This window comes from Lentisphaera araneosa HTCC2155, from assembly GCF_000170755.1.
Lineage (GTDB): Bacteria > Verrucomicrobiota > Lentisphaeria > Lentisphaerales > Lentisphaeraceae > Lentisphaera > Lentisphaera araneosa.
The window spans coordinates 260,030-277,041 of sequence record NZ_ABCK01000001.1 but is presented as its reverse complement, the minus strand read 5'-3'; the positions used below and the strand labels follow the sequence as shown (position 1 = coordinate 277,041).

The 17,012-nt window shown below is 41.4% G+C and carries 10 protein-coding genes; 7 read left to right on the top strand and 3 right to left on the bottom strand.

Annotated elements, in window-relative coordinates:
- The first annotated feature begins 132 nt into the window (after positions 1 to 132).
- From LNTAR_RS00975 to LNTAR_RS00965, 3 genes are all read left to right on the top strand, one after another.
- On the top strand, positions 133 to 1,548 hold the full coding sequence (locus LNTAR_RS00975) for a sialate O-acetylesterase (RefSeq protein ID WP_007276736.1): 1,416 nt from the start codon (positions 133 to 135) through the stop codon (positions 1,546 to 1,548).
- Between the two features lie 76 nt (positions 1,549 to 1,624).
- Entirely contained in the window at positions 1,625 to 2,344 is a 720-nt protein-coding gene (locus LNTAR_RS24820) for a type II secretion system protein (protein WP_007276735.1), read from the top strand.
- 232 nt (positions 2,345 to 2,576) lie between these two features.
- Positions 2,577 to 3,824 (top strand): glycoside hydrolase family 117 protein, encoded by a 1,248-nt coding sequence (locus tag LNTAR_RS00965; protein ID WP_007276734.1) that lies wholly within the window; start codon positions 2,577 to 2,579, stop codon positions 3,822 to 3,824.
- Positions 3,825 to 4,092: 268 nt separating this feature from the next.
- Here the strand turns inward: LNTAR_RS00965 and LNTAR_RS00960 are convergent, their stop codons facing one another.
- Complete coding sequence (locus LNTAR_RS00960) at positions 4,093 to 5,538, bottom strand: arylsulfatase (protein WP_007276733.1); 1,446 nt, start codon at positions 5,536 to 5,538, stop codon at positions 4,093 to 4,095.
- Between the two features lie 836 nt (positions 5,539 to 6,374).
- Between LNTAR_RS00960 and LNTAR_RS00950 the strand changes: the two genes are divergently transcribed.
- The gene (locus tag LNTAR_RS00950; RefSeq protein ID WP_052607281.1) at positions 6,375 to 7,337 is read left to right on the top strand and encodes a Fic family protein; all 963 of its coding nucleotides are present in this window, start codon (positions 6,375 to 6,377) and stop codon (positions 7,335 to 7,337) included.
- A gap of 446 nt (positions 7,338 to 7,783) precedes the next feature.
- Here the strand turns inward: LNTAR_RS00950 and LNTAR_RS00945 are convergent, their stop codons facing one another.
- Both LNTAR_RS00945 and LNTAR_RS00940 read right to left on the bottom strand, forming a co-directional pair.
- Positions 7,784 to 9,229 (bottom strand): cryptochrome/deoxyribodipyrimidine photo-lyase family protein, encoded by a 1,446-nt coding sequence (locus tag LNTAR_RS00945; RefSeq protein ID WP_007276730.1) that lies wholly within the window; start codon positions 9,227 to 9,229, stop codon positions 7,784 to 7,786.
- A gap of 3 nt (positions 9,230 to 9,232) precedes the next feature.
- Entirely contained in the window at positions 9,233 to 10,312 is a 1,080-nt protein-coding gene (locus LNTAR_RS00940) for an FAD-binding domain-containing protein (protein WP_007276729.1), read from the bottom strand.
- A 146-nt stretch (positions 10,313 to 10,458) separates the two neighbouring features.
- Between LNTAR_RS00940 and LNTAR_RS26980 the strand changes: the two genes are divergently transcribed.
- The 3 genes from LNTAR_RS26980 to LNTAR_RS00925 all read left to right on the top strand — a co-directional run bounded on the left by LNTAR_RS26980 (position 10,459) and on the right by LNTAR_RS00925 (position 16,974).
- Positions 10,459 to 10,782 (top strand): hypothetical protein, encoded by a 324-nt coding sequence (locus LNTAR_RS26980; RefSeq protein WP_157473113.1) that lies wholly within the window; start codon positions 10,459 to 10,461, stop codon positions 10,780 to 10,782.
- 864 nt (positions 10,783 to 11,646) lie between these two features.
- Positions 11,647 to 13,827, top strand: coding sequence for a methyltransferase domain-containing protein (locus LNTAR_RS00930; protein ID WP_007276727.1), 2,181 nt, complete (start codon positions 11,647 to 11,649; stop codon positions 13,825 to 13,827).
- A 30-nt stretch (positions 13,828 to 13,857) separates the two neighbouring features.
- Positions 13,858 to 16,974: a DUF3427 domain-containing protein gene (locus LNTAR_RS00925; protein WP_007276726.1), complete on the top strand. Its 3,117-nt coding sequence runs from the start codon at positions 13,858 to 13,860 to the stop codon at positions 16,972 to 16,974.
- Positions 16,975 to 17,012: the final 38 nt, after the last annotated feature.

Below are 17,012 nucleotides of genomic sequence, written 5' to 3'. Positions count from 1 at the left end.
ATGTTTATTTTAAGAAAGCTTAAGAAGAACAACAAAGCAAATAAATGAAATCTAACTGAGATTAAATTTTATCATGCTGAGAAAAATCGAGGATGCTTGAGTCATATGGGGAAAGCTTAACTTGGAGAAAAAATGAAAAAAATTATTTTATTAGGGCTCGTAGCAGTGAACTCAATTTTTGCAGGAACATTAAGTCTTAGCAAAGTTTTTTCAGATCACATGGTACTGCAGAGGGGAGAGTCAACGATTATTTGGGGTAAAGCCGCAGAAGGCGAATTAGTGAAGCTTCAGTTTAGAGGGAAAAATTTCACGACAAAATCCGTAAATGGTTTGTGGAAAATATTGTTTGAACCAGGTTTAGCCGGTGGCCCTTTTGAATTAAAGCTAGCAACGGACAGCAAAAAAGTTCATTTGAAAGATGTGATGGTTGGGGATGTTTGGTTGTGTAGCGGTCAGTCCAATATGGCCTGGCGTGCGGGCGCCTACGCCAAAAACGTACAAGGCATGGAGAATAAAATACGACTCTTCATGGTGAAAGAAAGTGCTGAACTTATGTCGGTATCGAAAGCTGATTTAAATAGGGATGTCAAAGTCGGGATGTCATGGTCGCCATGTACACCGAAAAATAGTGTCGCTTTTAGTGGGGTTGGTTTAAACTTTGCTTTGCGTCTACAGCAGGATATAGATGTTCCCATAGGCTTGATACATTGTGCCGTAGGAGGGAGTCGCATTGAATGCTGGATGAGTGAGAATGAGTTGCTGAAAGAAGCTCAGACTGAAAAACTTATGAGGAATTTTTTAAATAATATTAAAGCGGGGGAAAGGTTCACAGCCAATCGTTCGATTGCAGCTCTGTATAACACGATGTTGAAGCCACTAATCGGCTTTAAAATCAAAGGAGTACTTTGGTATCAAGGGGAAGCTAATCGTCGTCAGGGCAGTCAATACAAAGACCTTTTGAAGAGATTGATAAGTGAATGGCGCGATCAGTGGGGCCAGGGAGATTTTCCTTTTTATTACGTGCAGATTGCCCCCTTTGATTATGGGAAAATGCTTTTTACTTCTAATCAACTTCGCGAAAGTCAATACTTGATGCAGGATGAATTGAAAAACTTAGGTGTTGCAGTGATTAATGATGTGGGTGATTGGAAAAATCTACATCCCAAAAACAAACATGATGTGGGTAAGCGTTTGGCTTTGCTGGCTTTAAATAGAACTTACGGCAAGAAAGAAGTGCTTTGTACGGGTCCCCGAGTTATGAAGATTAACTTTCAGGGAAAAAAGGCTATTATCGAGTTTGACCAAGAGCTCAAAATACAAAAAGGCGAAGAATTAAAGGGCTTAGAATTAGCGAGTGAAAATCAAATTTTTTATCATGCAAAAGGTGAAATTAAGGGGAAAGTTCTAATTGTTCGTGCGGATGAAATAGATAAAGCCGTGGCAATTCGCTATGGCTGGACGAACAAATCGGCAGATTTTCCACTCAACCTAGCTGGGGTATCTTCATTGCCAGTGAGTTTATTTCGCAGTGATCGATGGAAAGAATAATTTTTTTTCTTTTATGCTGAGAAAAACTTACTTGTGCTTGAGTCATCTATTATATAAATTAAATAGAGGATAAATTATGAATAGAAAAACGAAATCTTTTTCACTGATTGAGTTACTTGTGGTGATAGCTATTATCGGTATCCTCGCGAGTTTTATTTTACCCGCGCTCAGTAAAGCAAGAAAAACTTCACAAAGCTCAGTTTGCAAGAGTAATCAACGCCAATTGGGCTCTTTGTTATTTATGTATTCCAGTGATAATGACATGTATTTTATCGCGTCTAATGATCCAAACGCATGGGACGATAGATTGGGAAGTGATTATGATGGACGCCAATTGACTGAAGATGAGGTTAATGGTGCTGCAATTGGTGAGTTCGCACTCTATGAGTGTCCTTTAAATGATAATCAAAGCTCCAATGCAAATCGTACAAACCGTTCCTATAGTCTTAATCAAGGAATCAAAGTGTTGCCCAACAATAAATTGGGTTTAACGAGTGGTTCGGGCTGGTCGGTTCCATTGGAGAACGTTGGTCAGAGTTCAGATACGATTGCACTGTTTGATTATCATCATACAGAAAACACCAAAGGGGCTTGGGCAAGAGTGGCTATTCGTGCAGAAGATTTAAAAGATGTGATTGATGATTCTAATTATTGGAATCACCAAGGATATAAGTTGAATTACCTTATGGTGGATAGTTCTGTGAAGACTTTGAGCTTTGCTCAAACTTATAATGGTTTGCGCAATCCTTGGGATACAGGAGATGAAACAGGAACCAAATGGGATCACACGAAATAAGTGGCGTGTGAGTAGTGTTTATATATAAGAGTAATAAAATCGTTCTAAATTAGAGTGACACGAATCGGTCGACAAGAATAGATGCTTATGTTTTTTGAGTAAATTTAGGCTTTGCTGTCTAAATGAGCTTAATGGCTTCATCTCTTCTTTAAGTGAACGAGAAGTTCGCAACAACTTCTTTGCTTTCCTATATTGGAAGAAACTATCGTAACTCTTAATAAGGAGATGGCCATTGCTCAAAAAATTATCCAAGTCATTATGTTTAATATTATTATCTGCAGGGATTAACGCTGAAGAAAAAGTGTTTCCAGCACTTATCCCGACTGAAAAACCTCAGGGCTATAGTAGGGCAGTTGAACGTCTTTATGAGCAATGGAACCCAATGGAGGATCGTAATAATGAGCTCTATTCAAATTTTAAATATACACGCTTGAAGGGCTTGGAGCTTGCTGAAGGCATCTCCCGTCGCGATCCCACAAAAGTTATCAAAGTAAATGGGACTTATCACGTTTGGTATACGGGGCGTAGAACAAAAGAAGCACCAGAGGGTTTGAAAAAGGCGACTGATACAAAACCTGGTACTGATTGGGATTTGGCCGATATTTGGCACGCAACTAGTAAAGATGGATGGACTTGGGTGGAAGACAAAGAGCCAGCTGTCAAACGTCCACCAAAACCAGAGCAGGGCTTTCGTTCAATTTGCACCCCTGGGATATTGATGTGGAAAGGTAAATATTACCTCTACTTCCAAGCTTATAGTCCAATGGTGGGTGGGCAAACTTATTGCCCTGTGAGAGTCGCCTATGCCGATTCCCCCAATGGTCCTTGGACACATCACCCCGAGCCAGTGATTTTACCTGGGCCTAAAGGCTCGTGGAATAATATAAAAATTAATGATCCTTGTCCGATAGTTCACAAGGGTAGGATTCTCGTTTACTACAAGGGAGCACCTATTGAGCGAGGCAAAGAGTACGTACTTCGCGTTCAAGGTGTTTCATTTGCAGATGATCCCTTGGGGCCTTTTACGCCATCACCTAAAAATCCGGTCATTAACTCAGGTCACGAGACATGCATGTTCCCTTTCGGAGATGGGGTAGGTGCATTGATTGCCCTTGATGGACCAGAAAAAAACACCATTCAGTATTCAGAGGATGGTGAAGATTTTGAAATAAAATCTTTAATCCAAGTACCTCCCGTGGCTCCAGGTCCTTTTTGCCCAAGTGCCTTTAAAGGTGATGGTAAAAATACTGGCTTCACCTGGGGACTTTGCCACATCAATATAGATGGCGGTGGTGCTCAAAAATCATCGATTCTTGCTAGGTTTGATTGTGATCTATCACCGGATATTGATATCCCTTATTTTAAGCATAATAACCTGCGTTTTAATGAAGAGACTTACTTCCAAAAGAATATTGGTCTTAACTCAAACATGACCAAAATGATGAAACGTTTGAGTAAAAAAGAACAGGATATGAACTAATTGACCATCTTCGATTATCGTCACATACCTTGCCAGCTTTTGATCGTAGTTATGATTTAAGTATATTCATGATGAATAAGCTTAAGCGTAGGCGCGAAGCGACTAGCGTCGGGATTCTTAAGGGTGCTTGTATCCTTAAGCGGGTCTTGGGCAGAGCCCAAGAGCACCTTTTAAAACATTAAACTCCAAAAGCTCAATAGACTGGGCTCCGAAGGAGCTCATGAATACTTAATCAATATGCGTACCGTCCTCGACGAGGGCGAATAATCTATTGCGCCGCCATGGGCATATTAAATGTTTCGCTATGGCTACGGTTTTTCATCATGGCTTTGTGAATGCGATCGACTATTTCTGGCATTTGTGTTGCGAGGTCAGTTTTTTCATTGGGATCTTTATTGAGGTCATAGAGTTCCCATTTAGGAGTGCTTTTAGCTTTTTTCTTTCCACGAGGTGAAAGGTTCTGACGAACGCCTTTCCAACGGCCATCGAGAATAATGGCTTGCTGACCGCTATAGCCTTGGAATTCCCAAGCGAGTACTGGCTGTGGTTCTTGTTTTTCACCTTTTAAAGTAGGAAGAAAACTCACTCCATCACTCGTTTGAGGTGCTTCAGTTTGAAGCAGGTCACAGAAAGTCGCCATGACATCTACAAAGCCACTAACGTGATCACTCACTTGAGCTTTTTTAATTTTGCCTGGCCAATGGGCAATCATTGGCACGCGAAGACCGCCTTCATACACGGAACCTTTGAGACCACGTAAGTCTTTGGTGCTATTGAAAAATTCATGATCCACTTCAATACAATGGGAAGCCCCATTATCACTTGTGAAAATAACAAGCGTATTTTCTACGAGATCGAGTTCTTTAAGCAATTGCATCACTGAACCCACGTGTTCATCTAAATCAGAAATCATGGCAGCATAACCAGCGCGTGGACGTAAATGAGGAAGGTATGCCGCTTTGTAGCTTTCCTTTGGGGAATCCCACTCTTTTGGGTAGCTATCGACCCAAGAATGGGGCGGGTGCATGGCGAGGTGAGGTTCAACAAAGGGTAGGTAGGCAAAGAAAGGCTTATCTTTATTATCTTTGATGAATTTGAGAGCTTCATCAAGAATGAGGTCTGGAGCATAGTTTTCGGCGTAAAATTGTGAGAAATCAAAATCGGGACCGACGGCTTTTCTCCAATGCCCTGGTACAGGCTTTTCGTTGATAGTAATATTTTTATCATTGCTCCACATGTGAGGTGGATAAAAAGAGTGAGCCACGCGTTGGCAGTTATAGCCATAGAAAGTGTCAAAACCCAAGGCCTTAGGATCACTTGATGAGCCCGGATAACCTAAGCCCCATTTACCAAAAGCGCCTGTGGCATAGCCCTTGTCTTTAAAAATTTGAGCTAAAGTCATGCCGGGTTCAGGAATAGGTTCCTGCCCTTCGGGTTTATGCTCACGGTTATTGCGAATGTAGGCTTTGGAGAGCTGTTGGCCACTCAATAGAACTCCACGCGAAGGGGCACAAACGGGGGCTCCAGAATAGTGTCGGGTGAAACGCATGCCTTCTTTAGCCAGTGCATCAATATGGGGGGTTTTAATTTTTTCTTGACCATAACAGCCCAGTTCACCGTAACCGAGGTCATCGGCCAAAATATAAATGACATTTGGAGTGGACGAGTAAACTTGAAAAGCAAAAAAGAAAAAAGAGAGGAAGAATATTTTCATATAAACACAACTTATTAAATTCATAACTATAAATATATACACTATAAAACACAAACAATTAACAATCTTGATGTGTTTTCTATAACTTTTAACAAAGATCAGAAAAATTGCTACTCCTCATCCGTGTTAATCCGTGAACTCAGCGCTTTAGCGCGTCAACTCAGGAACTTAGCGCGTCAACTCAGAAGCTCCGCTTCGTCAACTCAGCGCTTTAGCGCGTCAACTCAGGACTCAGTCCGTGAACTCAGCGCTTTAGCGCATCAACTCAGAAGCTCCGCTTCGTGAACTCAGCGCTTTAGCGCGTCAACGCCACCTAAGCCGTCGGCGCTCCCTGCTTCTTTCATCTGTGTTAATCCGTGAAATCCGTGGTTAATGTCCTTAACCTTGCCACCTGATTCCTGTAACCTAAGCTCGGAACGAGCGCAAGCTAAGGAGCACCGATCCGCAACCCAAGGCAACTTGTTGCCGCAACCCAAGCCGCAGGCGCTCCCTAAGCCGCAGGCGCTCCCTAAGCCGCAGGCGCCCCCTGAAACCTGATTCCTAAAACCTAAGCTCGGAACGAGCGCCACCCAAGCGTCAGCGCCACCCAAGCCGAAGGCTTCACCTAAGTCAGCGCCACCTAAGCCGCAGGCGCAACCTAAGGAGCTCCGCTCCGCCCCCTAAGGCAACTTGTTGCCGCAACCTAAGCCGCAGGCGCCACCTGTCACCTGTCACCTGTCACCTGAAACCTGATCCCTGTCACCTAAGCACGAAGTGCGCAGCGAACGTTCTTCATTCATCCAATTATCCTGATAGTATCATTTGATACTATCAGATGAATGCTTTATAGTGATCTTATGAAACCGCCTTATGAAATCACGCCAACGATATTGAGTTTACTTGCAGAAGTCATGCATCACTTAGGACGTTTAGAGGGTATGGCCTTGAGTGCAAAAACTTCACCACAATTGCGCCGCCAGAATCGCATAAAAACAATTTACTCCACCTTGGCCATAGAAGGCAACACACTAAGCTTAGATCAGGTCACAGCCTTTATAGATGACAAGACGGTTTTAGGGCCACAAAAAGATATCTTGGAAGTCAGTAATGCAGTCAAACTTTATGAGCAAGTTCATAACTTTGATTGTGCCCAAGTGAAGGACTTCCTCGAAGCACATCAAATCCTCATGACGAGTCTCATTGCAGATGCAGGCAAATTTCGACGTGGGGGAGTGGGGATCCAAAAAGGAAATGATATTGTTCATATTGCCCCTCCAGCCGAAAATGTACCTGGTTTATTAAATGATCTCTTTAGCTATGTTCGCTCTCATGAAGATCATGCGCTCATTCAGAGCTGCGTTCTTCATTATGAACTTGAGTTTATTCATCCCTTTAGTGATGGTAACGGACGCATGGGACGTTTGTGGCAAACGCTCAAGCTAATGGAATTATCTCCCCTGTTTGAGTACCTCCCGGTAGAATCGCTCATCAAAAGTCATCAAGAGCAATATTACCGCGTCCTGAAAATTTGTGATCAGGCAGGTGAATCAACTGTCTTTATTGAGTTTATGCTGAAACAAATTCTAGCAAGTCTCAAGGAATATGAAGCAAAAGCGGACATGAAAGCTCATGATTTTGATTCTAGAATCAATCTTGCCAAAGAAAGTTTTCACCAAAGGGAATTTGTACGAGCTGATTACTTGAAGCTATTTCCTAGCCTCTCCACTGCGAGTGCCAGTCGCGATCTGAAGAAAGCCCTTCTTGCGGAGCTATTAGAAAAACGTGGCTCGGGACGAATGAGTTCTTATTTGTTTAAATAAATTGAAGACCGCTAAGCTGAAAGATCGGGCTTCGCCCTGCAGATCGCTCATTCAATTCGCTGCAGATCGGGCTTCGCCCTGCAGATCGCTCATTCCATTCACTGCAGATCGCTCATTCCATTCACTGCAGATCGCTCATTCCATTCACTGCAGATCGCTCATTCCATTCGCTGCAGATCGGGCTTCGCCCTGCAGATCGCTCATTCCATTCACTGCAGATCGCTCATTCCATTCGCTGCAGATCGGGCTTCGCCCTGCAGATCGCTCATTTCATTCGCTGCAGATCGGGCTTCGCCCTGCAGTTATCAGTTAAATACCTAAAACCTAAACAAGCGTAGCGAGCGCCACCCAAGCGTCAGCGCCACCCAAGCGTCAGCGCCACCCAAGCGTCAGCGCCACCTAAGCGTCAGCGCCACCCAAGCCGCAGGCGCCCTTTAAGCTCGGGACTACCGAGTATGAGTTCTTAGAATTCTTATCTTTTCATATTTCACGAGTGCATGACTACGCAAGCCCCAAATACGATCCCTAGCTAAGCTATAAGTATCTTTTATGTCGATAATGGGAGCAGGATATAAATGTAAATTTGTGTACCCCTTCATCTTAGCTTCCATAATTTCGATTTTCCATGGCTCATGAATTTCGTCATTGCTAAGATCCTTGAGTTCTGGTATCCACTGTCGAATAAACTCTCCCTCGGGATCATTATCCATGGACTGTTTAATTGGGTTGTATATACGTACTGTATTGATTCCGGTAGTTCCCGCCTGCATTTGAAATTGAGGGAAGTGAATTCCTGGTTCATAATCCAAGAATAATTTTGCTAAATGATAAACCCCGTCTCGCCAATCCTGAGCTAAGTGGTGACAAAAAAAGCTTGTGAGCATGGCGCGCATACGAAAGTTGATCCATCCCGTGGCATGCAAACAACGCATACACGCATCTACCAAGGGGTAGCCCGTCTTTCCATCTTTCCAGGCCTCAATAAATTCAGCATTAAAATCAAGAGACATTAATTCATAGCCTTTATTAAGGCAGAGATACTCATACGAACACTCAACTTCAAATTTTTGGATAAAGTGACTCCGCCATTTAAGTCGAGTTAGTAGGCCCGAATAAGCCCGTTTATTATCTTTGTATTTTGGTGATGCTTTGACCAATTGATAAACTTGCCGAGAACTTACATTTCCCCAAGCCAAGTAGGGGGATAAGCGACCACAGGATTTACGACTTTCACTTGGTTTAGAAATGAACCTATGGTAATTTTTACCACGCTCAGCCAAAAAACTTTTTAGGTAGTGGTGAGCCGTATTCTCACCGGGAGCTTGCATTTGTTTTGGGTAGGTTTTGAAAGTCTTTTTAAATTGTAATGCAGCGGGAAATAAACTCTTATCAAAATTAAAAGGGCTGATAGAATAACTGTTGCGTACGATATCAGTCTTATGCCAGGAAAACCAGGCCTTATCCCAATGGTCGCGATTTTGTATACCCCTTTGAATTCCACTATGCTCGGCTTCCAGTAATTCAATCTCTTCTTGCCAACAGAAATCGATGACCTGGCGATCGCGTTTCCACGTACGAGCCGTACCATGCTCTTGATGAGCAAAGAGAGTGCTTATTTGATATTTTTTCTGGATGTATCCCAAGGCTTGAGTTGCATCGGCATGTAGGATGTATAGAGGGCGATTAAAAGGCGCAAGTTTCGTCTGCATCTCCATAAGTGATAGGTAAATAAAATTTAGATGATTCTCTGAGACATCTGGTGCATTCATCAAACTTGGCTCAAAACAATACATAATCAAATAGGGGAGTTCAGATGCTTCGGCAGCAGCCAAACAAGCATGGTCATTTAAACGTAAATCACGTTTCAGCCAAACGACATTAATCTCTTTCATTGATCAGAGCTTTTTTACATTGCTTCCAGTACTTAAAAAATGATGTAAAGTCACCTTGTATATCACAGAGCGTAGGGGCCTATCCTCAATACCCTCATATTGATTTAAGGGGTGTTGACGATAATAAAGCTTTCCCTTACACAGAGCACGCAAATCTGCAAAGCTTCCCGTGAATAAAATTAAGTCAGGAATATTTCTACTTAGTTGTAAAAAGAAATTCATTACTCGAGGAGAAACCGGGTATTTCTCAAAGACTTCTGCTTCGAGCAGTAAAATTCGATTAGCGACTTGTTCTTTTCGCCATTGGGGATCAAGGTTATAGTAATTGAAAATAAGACAATCATCATATATCAGTTTTTCGGGATTCAATTGATTAGGTGCCTGCCATTTAAGATCGAGTTTGATGGAGTTATCGAATTCATCCAGGCAATAAATTTGCGATAATTCATCATAGGATTTATCCAAAAAAGTTTGCTCTTCTAAGCTCCCACAATACTTATTTATATTCTCTTGATTAGCAATATACTTCTTGCCATTCAGACAACCTGCTACCCATTGCCAGCTCAAAGCATTTGAAGCCCAATCACCATCAATCAAATGATAATACATCCATCGAGCAGGGTCATGCCAATGGTAGCCCCCAATATTGCAGGTGCTCATCGCTAAATACATACGCATATGGTTATGGAGGTAGCCAGTAGTCTTAAGCTGTTTTATTGCAGTGTTAAACACTTGTATACTACATTTTTCATCAACTAATCGACTAGGCATGCCATGCTTGTTATACGCCATTTGCGAATGCCGTAGATCATGATTAATTTTAGCGCCATGATAATTCCATTGACTCTGCCAGTAATCTCGCCAAGCTAGTTCTTGAACAAACTTCTCGATTTTTTCTAAATCATAACCTCGTTTGATCAAAGAATCATAAACAGTGCGAGTACTAATGATTCCGCGCGAGATATAAGCAGACAAATACGAAACGGCACCATTGAGATAATTCCTCGTTCTACCATATAGATCAGGCTTATAGTTATCCACTAAATCTAGGATATTTTCATAGGATGTGGCAAAGCTTTTCATTGACTTCCAAGTTTTATGAAAAACTGTGTGAATTCTCTCTAAAAACAAACTTAATGAGTTCTTCAGTGTAAGGAAAGTTAGGCAGTTGAGGTGATAGACCGTTCCACTGCAAGATCGTTCGCAGGCTCACTGAAAGATCGTTCGCGTTGCTCACTGCAAGATCGTTCGCAGGCTCACTGAAAGACCGCTGCACTGAAAGAGACAAGAGAATTAGAAGAGGGCAGTCATCAGTTAAAAGCTGGGAGCCCCGCATTCAATGCGGCATCTATCACCTAAAACCTGGGACCGCTGAGCTCCAGCTCGGCAATTGCGGACAGGGAAGACCGCTGCGCTGTAAGACTGTTCCACTGCAAGATCGTTCGCGTTGCTCACTGCAAGATCGTTCGCGTTGCTCACTGCAAGATCGTTCGCGTTGCTCACTGCAAGATCGTTCGCGTTGCTCACTGCAAGATCGTTCGCAGGCTCACTGAAAGACCGCTGCACTGAAAGAGACAAGAGAATTAGAAGAGGGCAGTCATCAGTTAAAAGCTGGGAGCCCCGCATTCAATGCGGCATCTATCACCTAAAACCTGGGACCGCTGAGCTCCAGCTCGGCAATTGCGGACAGGGAAGACCGCTGCGCTGTAAGACTGTTCCACTGCAAGATCGTTCGCAAGCTCACTGCAGATCGCTCATTCCATTCGCTGCAGATCGGGCTTCGCCCTGCAGTCATCAGTTTTAAATTGTCCAATCGTGGATTTGTCTAACTGTGGAACCGTCCCAAGAAATAAATCTGCTCCATCTGTTCAATCTGTGGTTAAACTTCTCTTGATCTTGACTTTCCATTAAAAATTGCTCTCCTTCCGTGTTTTTCTGTGCCTTCCGTGGTTCGATATCTTTTGTTCTTCATCCGCCCGACTGGCAGGTCAATTAAAAATTGCTCTCTATCTGCCCCATCTGTTAAATCTGTGGTTAATGACCTTAAGCCTGTAACCTAAGAAGCTCCGCTTCGTCAACTCAGCGCTTTAGCGCGTCAACTCAGGACTCAGTCCGTGAACTCAGCGCTTTAGCGCGTCAACTCAGGACTCAGTCCGTGAACTCAGCGCTTTAGCGCGTCAACTCAGGAACTTAGTCCGTCAACTCAGGAGCTCTGCTCCGCATCCCTAAAACGGTCAAAATTGAACTTATTTACTTAAGAATTGGATCTGTATGACAAATGATCTGTGTTGTACAGAAATATTAAGAAAAATTAACACAAATTGTATAATATAGCTTGTGGCAATATTGCAATGTTCCCAAGTCATGGGAGAGTAGGGCTTGCAGGGAAACAAAGTGTCAAAGAGAAAGGGAAATGAGTGGACCAAGCAACACAAGAATTTTATCAAGCTAACGCCGAGTCAGTGAGCGCAAGCTATTGGACTTGCGAAGGCGGGGTGAGCGATTACTTCCCCCAAGTTTTCAAGTCCGGTGATTATGTTCTAGATATCGGCTGTGGATCAGGTCGAGACCTTTTGCGTTTAGCGCAAATGGGCTGTCATGCCTTTGGCTGCGATTCTTCATCTGCAATGCTTGCGCAATGTGCAAAAAATATCCCCGATTTGGAAGATAATTTAAGGCTGTCATCACTTCCCAACTTAGCTGAATTCGACGATGATCAATTTGATGGACTTCTTTGTTCAGCCGTGCTTATGCATCTTCCCAGCGAACAATTTTTCGATGCTTGCTTTAACCTCCGTCGCATCCTCAAAGAAAATGGCTCGCTCTTAATTTCTATTCCTGACGAAGATCCCACCATAATTGATCAACGCGACTCCAAAGGGCGCCTCTTTAATCAGCTCAATCCCGAAAAACTCAAACTACTTCTCGAACGCCTTGGCTTTCAAAACCTTAATCACTGGACCAACGCCGACTCCCTGAATCGCGATCACCGCAAATGGCATATTTTATCTTTTCGTCTACAGAATATGGATGGGAGCAGGGGGCTTGATAAAATAGAATCGGTACTCAATAAAGATAAAAAGGATACTACTTATAAATTAGCCTTGTTTCGAGCTTTGGCCGATATAGCTCAGAGTCAACATAAATCAGTCCTGTGGCATTTCGATAAACGTGTATCCCTTCCTATTCAGTCCATTTCTGAGAAATGGCTCGAATATTATTGGCCAATCTGTGAAAGTGAAATTTATATACCTCAAAAATACGGAGATAGAATTGACTCAACTCGTTCTATTGCTTTTCGAGCTTTACTTAATCAGCTTATAGCTCACTATCGAACTTCGGGTGGATTAAATGCCTTTTTGATCTCTAGAAAATCAGGCCAACTCAGTAAAGAAGTCCGCTCTGTTTACAGCAAACTTATTTCTAAGTTAAATAACACAATTAAGGCGGGCCCCGTTACTTACTCTGGTGGCATTAATTCGGGACAAACGGTTTTCTCTTACCGTGATAAACAAGTCTACATGCCTGTGGAGGTTTGGCGAGAACTCACTATCATGGGGCCTTGGATTCAAGATGCCACAATTCTTCGTTGGGCTGAACTTACGGCCAAGCTCTCGAATCAACAATTACGCCCCAGCCAAGTTATTGATCTACTTCTAGTTAATTGCGATCCAGATCGAGATGTCCAGGCAGTACGCTCTTTGTATAAAAAATCTGATGTAAAAGAATGCGTTTGGTCAGGAAAAACCCTCAAAGATAAATTTGCTGTGGATCACGCTATTCCTTATGCCCTGTGGAAAAATAATGACCTTTGGAATCTTTTGCCCAGCGATGAAAAAGTCAATAACCATAAGCGTGATAAGCTCCCAAGTCATCAGCTCTTAGTAGCTCGCAAGGACTGCATAATCAATTACTGGGAACAAACTCAAGTAAATTACCCCGAACGCTTTGCTTATGAAATGAAACGAGTCAGTGGCGAGAGCTTTACTCCCAATTGGCAAAATAAACTCTTTTCATTCTTCCATGAATCTGTGGAGATTACTGCGATTCAGCGTGGTGTTGAACGTTGGCAACCAGCTGTAAAACAAAGCACAGGACAAAAAGTAATAGCAAAGAACATTATCATCTTAGATTCACAAGAGATTAAACCAGAGCAACAATTTGTCGATTACCTGCCTTATTATGATCTGAAGGCCACTGCAGGGAACTTGAACTTGTTTCAGCAAGATGATTTGGTTCAACAGTGGATTAAATGCCAAATCCCAAGAATGAATCAAGATATGTTTGTTTTGCGCGTTGTGGGAAAATCCATGGAGCCCAAAATCCCCGATAACTCACTTTGCGTTTTCCGCAAAGGATCGGCATTGGCTGGCTCACGACAAAATCGCATCATGCTCTTTTACCTCCATGATGATAGCGATCCCAACGATGGTGGTCGCCTAACAGTTAAAAAGTATCATTCACAAAAGTCTCAAACCGAAGAGGGTTGGCAACATGGATCTATTAGCCTCCAAGCCCTCAATCCAGATTATCAGAATATTGAAATCTCTGAGGGTGAACAAATATCGGTCATTGGTGTATTTGTGAAGGTTTTATGATGACTAGGAGAAATTAATGGAGAATGACTTATGGCAGAAATAATGGGACCTGGATTATATGATTTAATTCATACAGAAGCTTTAAAAGAGGCAATTGAAAAATCAGGTTTGACAGATCAGGCACAATGGCGCCAGCTTAGTAAAGATGAAGCTTATATTCAAATTAAAGAACAATTTGCTAGTTTTTTTGCAGAACGGTTCTCTTCATTATTTAATGAAAAAAAGCCAGAGTTGTGGTCTCAGGAACTAGAAACGTTTGTTAATAACTTTGAGAGTGAGGTTAAAGCGCATTCTTCACTAAAAATCATCGACTCTAGCTCCCTAGACTTCATTTTGACGCCTTCACAAAAGGATTTAAAACTTGTACCTGAAAAACCTGATACAGCTTTAGCTAACTCAGCACTTTTAACTGGGTCATCCCGTACTCCATCTCTTCAATCTCAGTTAAAAAAAGAACTTAGGACTTGTGACAGAGCAGATTTATTAGTTTCATTTATTAAATGGAGTGGTTTACGACCTATATTAGATGTGCTTAAAGATTTTTGTTCAGTGGCTAATGATGACGGAACACCTCGTCTTCGTGTAGCAACAACATCTTATATGGGCGCGACAGATGTTAAAGCAATAGAAGCATTGCTTGAGCTTCCAAATACGGAAGTTCGTATTTCATACGATACTAAGAGAACTCGACTACATGCTAAAGCGTACATTTTTCATAGAAAGACAGGGTTTGGTTCAGCTTATATAGGATCAGCTAACGTATCCAAAGCAGCTTTAGATGAAGGTTTAGAGTGGACTGCAAAAATTAGCCAGTACGAATTGGAATACTTATGGAAACAAACGCTCGCAAGTTTTGAATCTCATTGGGAAGATGATACAGAATTTTCAAAATGTAGTAAAGGTGATATTAAACGCTTTGAACAAGCTATTCAATCGGAAAAGCAGTCTACAGATGTTAAGAGGATTGAGACTTTTTTTGATTTACATCCATATGATTATCAGAAAATTGTTTTAGAAGATATCCAAGCCGAAAGAGATATAGGAAAAACTAAGCATTTAGTTATCGCTGCCACAGGAACAGGGAAAACAATGATTGCCGCTTTTGATTATTTTAACTACAGTAAAAAATCAGGATCTTTACCCAGTTTGTTATTTATAGCTCACCGCGAAGAAATTTTAAAACAATCAATGAATACCTTTAGGCAAGTGTTACGGGATGGGAGTTTTGGAGATTTACTTACTGGTAAACATAGACCGACTCAGGATAAATATTTATTTTGTACAGTGCAATCATGGAATAGTCAAAAACTCAATAAGTTCGATAGTAACCATTTTGAATATGTGGTACTTGATGAGGCACATCATGCATCTGCTAATTCGTATCAAAATGTGATAGATCATATACAAACGAAATCCTTATTGGGCCTAACAGCAACGCCAGAACGACAAGATGGGCTTGATATTCGAAATGACTTTGATGGGGCCTTTACTCATGAAATTCGCTTGCCTGAAGCCATAGAACGGTCATTATTGTGTCCATTTCATTATTATGGGGTTCCTGACTCTTCTGATATTGATTATTCTCGCCTGTCTTGGCAAACGGGGAGCTATCAAACTAAAGATTTAAATCAATTGTTTGTAAACAATACCCGTCGCGCATCTTGGGTTATGTCTCAGTGCCAAAATTACCTAAATGAATGGCACCTTATTAAGGGATTAGCCTTTTGTGTGAGCGTAGCTCATGCCGAGTTTATGGCCAGTTTTTTTACCGAGAATAATATCCCTAGTGTTGCACTAAGCGCAAATTCACCAGTTGAATTGAGGAATTCTGTTCAGCATAAATTATTGAAAGGTGATATATATTTTATATTTACAGTCGACCTGTTTAATGAAGGTGTGGATATACCAGAAGTTAATACGGTTTTGTTTTTAAGACCTACTGAAAGTTTAACGGTGTTTTTACAACAATTAGGAAGAGGCTTACGTTTACATCCCAACAAGGCTCAATTAACTATTCTTGATTTTATTGCAGCTCAAAATAAAAACTTTAGTTTTGCAAAAAGGTTTCAATCAATTAGTTCACGACCGGAATTACGTATTGATACTCAAATAATTAAAGACATGCCTTATTTGCCTTCAGGTTGTTTAATACACTTAGAAAAGCAAGCAAAGGAACATGTTCTTAACAATATACGTGAAGCGACAAATATGTTGAGAGGTAAAAGGATGATCAATGAACTCAGAGATCTACATACTCAACTGCAACGACGTCCAAGTTTAATCGAAATTATTGATAGATTTTTATTAGATAGTCCGGATGAAATTTATAAAAAAGGATTACCGTCGACTCATTTAAATCTTATTGAGAATAATCACTCAAGTATAGATAAAAAAATTGAAGAGAAATTAGCAAAAGGTTTAAGGAATTTATTGTTAACTGATGATCAGTTTTTATTAAATGAATTTATAAGAATTATGGATGGCCACGATTCAGGTAAAGATGTTAGATCCTTGCTTCATGCGCTTTTGTGGGGGCAGAAAAAAGTAGTTACAACTTTGGAAGAAGCGGAAAATTTTGTTGCAAAACACCTAGGGTTAAAAAATGATCTAAAAGAGCTATTTCAGTGGAGGCAGAAACAAATACCTTGTATCCCGAAAAAAAGATTTCCTTGGACAGGACTACTTAATTTACATGCTTCATACAGTCGAGAGCAGATTTTATTAGCTTTGGGAATGGGAAGTTTTGAAAAATCACACTCATCACGCGAAGGGGTGTGCCATGTTTCTGAGCGTAAATTAGATGTCTTTTTTGTAGATGTAAATAAAAGTGAGGAAGATTATTCCCCGACGACTATGTACGATGATTACGCAATTACTGAGCGATTATTTCATTGGCAATCACAGAATGCTACAGGTGTAGAAACAGCAACTGGGCAAAGGTATATAAATCACGAAGAAAAAGGTTATACACCATTATTATTTGTTAGAGACAAAAATAAATTGCCTAATGGTTTAACATCTCCTTATGTCTTTCTAGGTCCCCTAAAATATCAAAAGCATGAAGGATCTAAACCGATATCTTTTGTATGGGAACTTATTCATCCGATGCCAGCTAAAATACTACCATGGGCTAGGCGAATTGGGTAATCAGCCTCCTAAAAATCTTCAGAGGATCTCTTTCAACG

Excerpts from the sequence above, each read along its gene's own strand:
- LNTAR_RS00975 (WP_007276736.1), top strand. The coding sequence starts at position 133 with ATGAAAAAAATTATTTTATTAGGGCTCGTAGCAGTGAACTCAATTTTT.
- LNTAR_RS24820 (WP_007276735.1), top strand. The coding sequence starts at position 1,625 with ATGAATAGAAAAACGAAATCTTTTTCACTGATTGAGTTACTTGTGGTG.
- LNTAR_RS00960 (WP_007276733.1), bottom strand. The coding sequence starts at position 5,538 with ATGAAAATATTCTTCCTCTCTTTTTTCTTTTTTGCTTTTCAAGTTTAC.
- LNTAR_RS00950 (WP_052607281.1), top strand. The coding sequence starts at position 6,375 with ATGAAACCGCCTTATGAAATCACGCCAACGATATTGAGTTTACTTGCA.
- LNTAR_RS00945 (WP_007276730.1), bottom strand. The coding sequence starts at position 9,229 with ATGAAAGAGATTAATGTCGTTTGGCTGAAACGTGATTTACGTTTAAAT.
- LNTAR_RS00940 (WP_007276729.1), bottom strand. The coding sequence starts at position 10,312 with ATGAAAAGCTTTGCCACATCCTATGAAAATATCCTAGATTTAGTGGAT.
- LNTAR_RS00925 (WP_007276726.1), top strand. The coding sequence starts at position 13,858 with ATGGCAGAAATAATGGGACCTGGATTATATGATTTAATTCATACAGAA.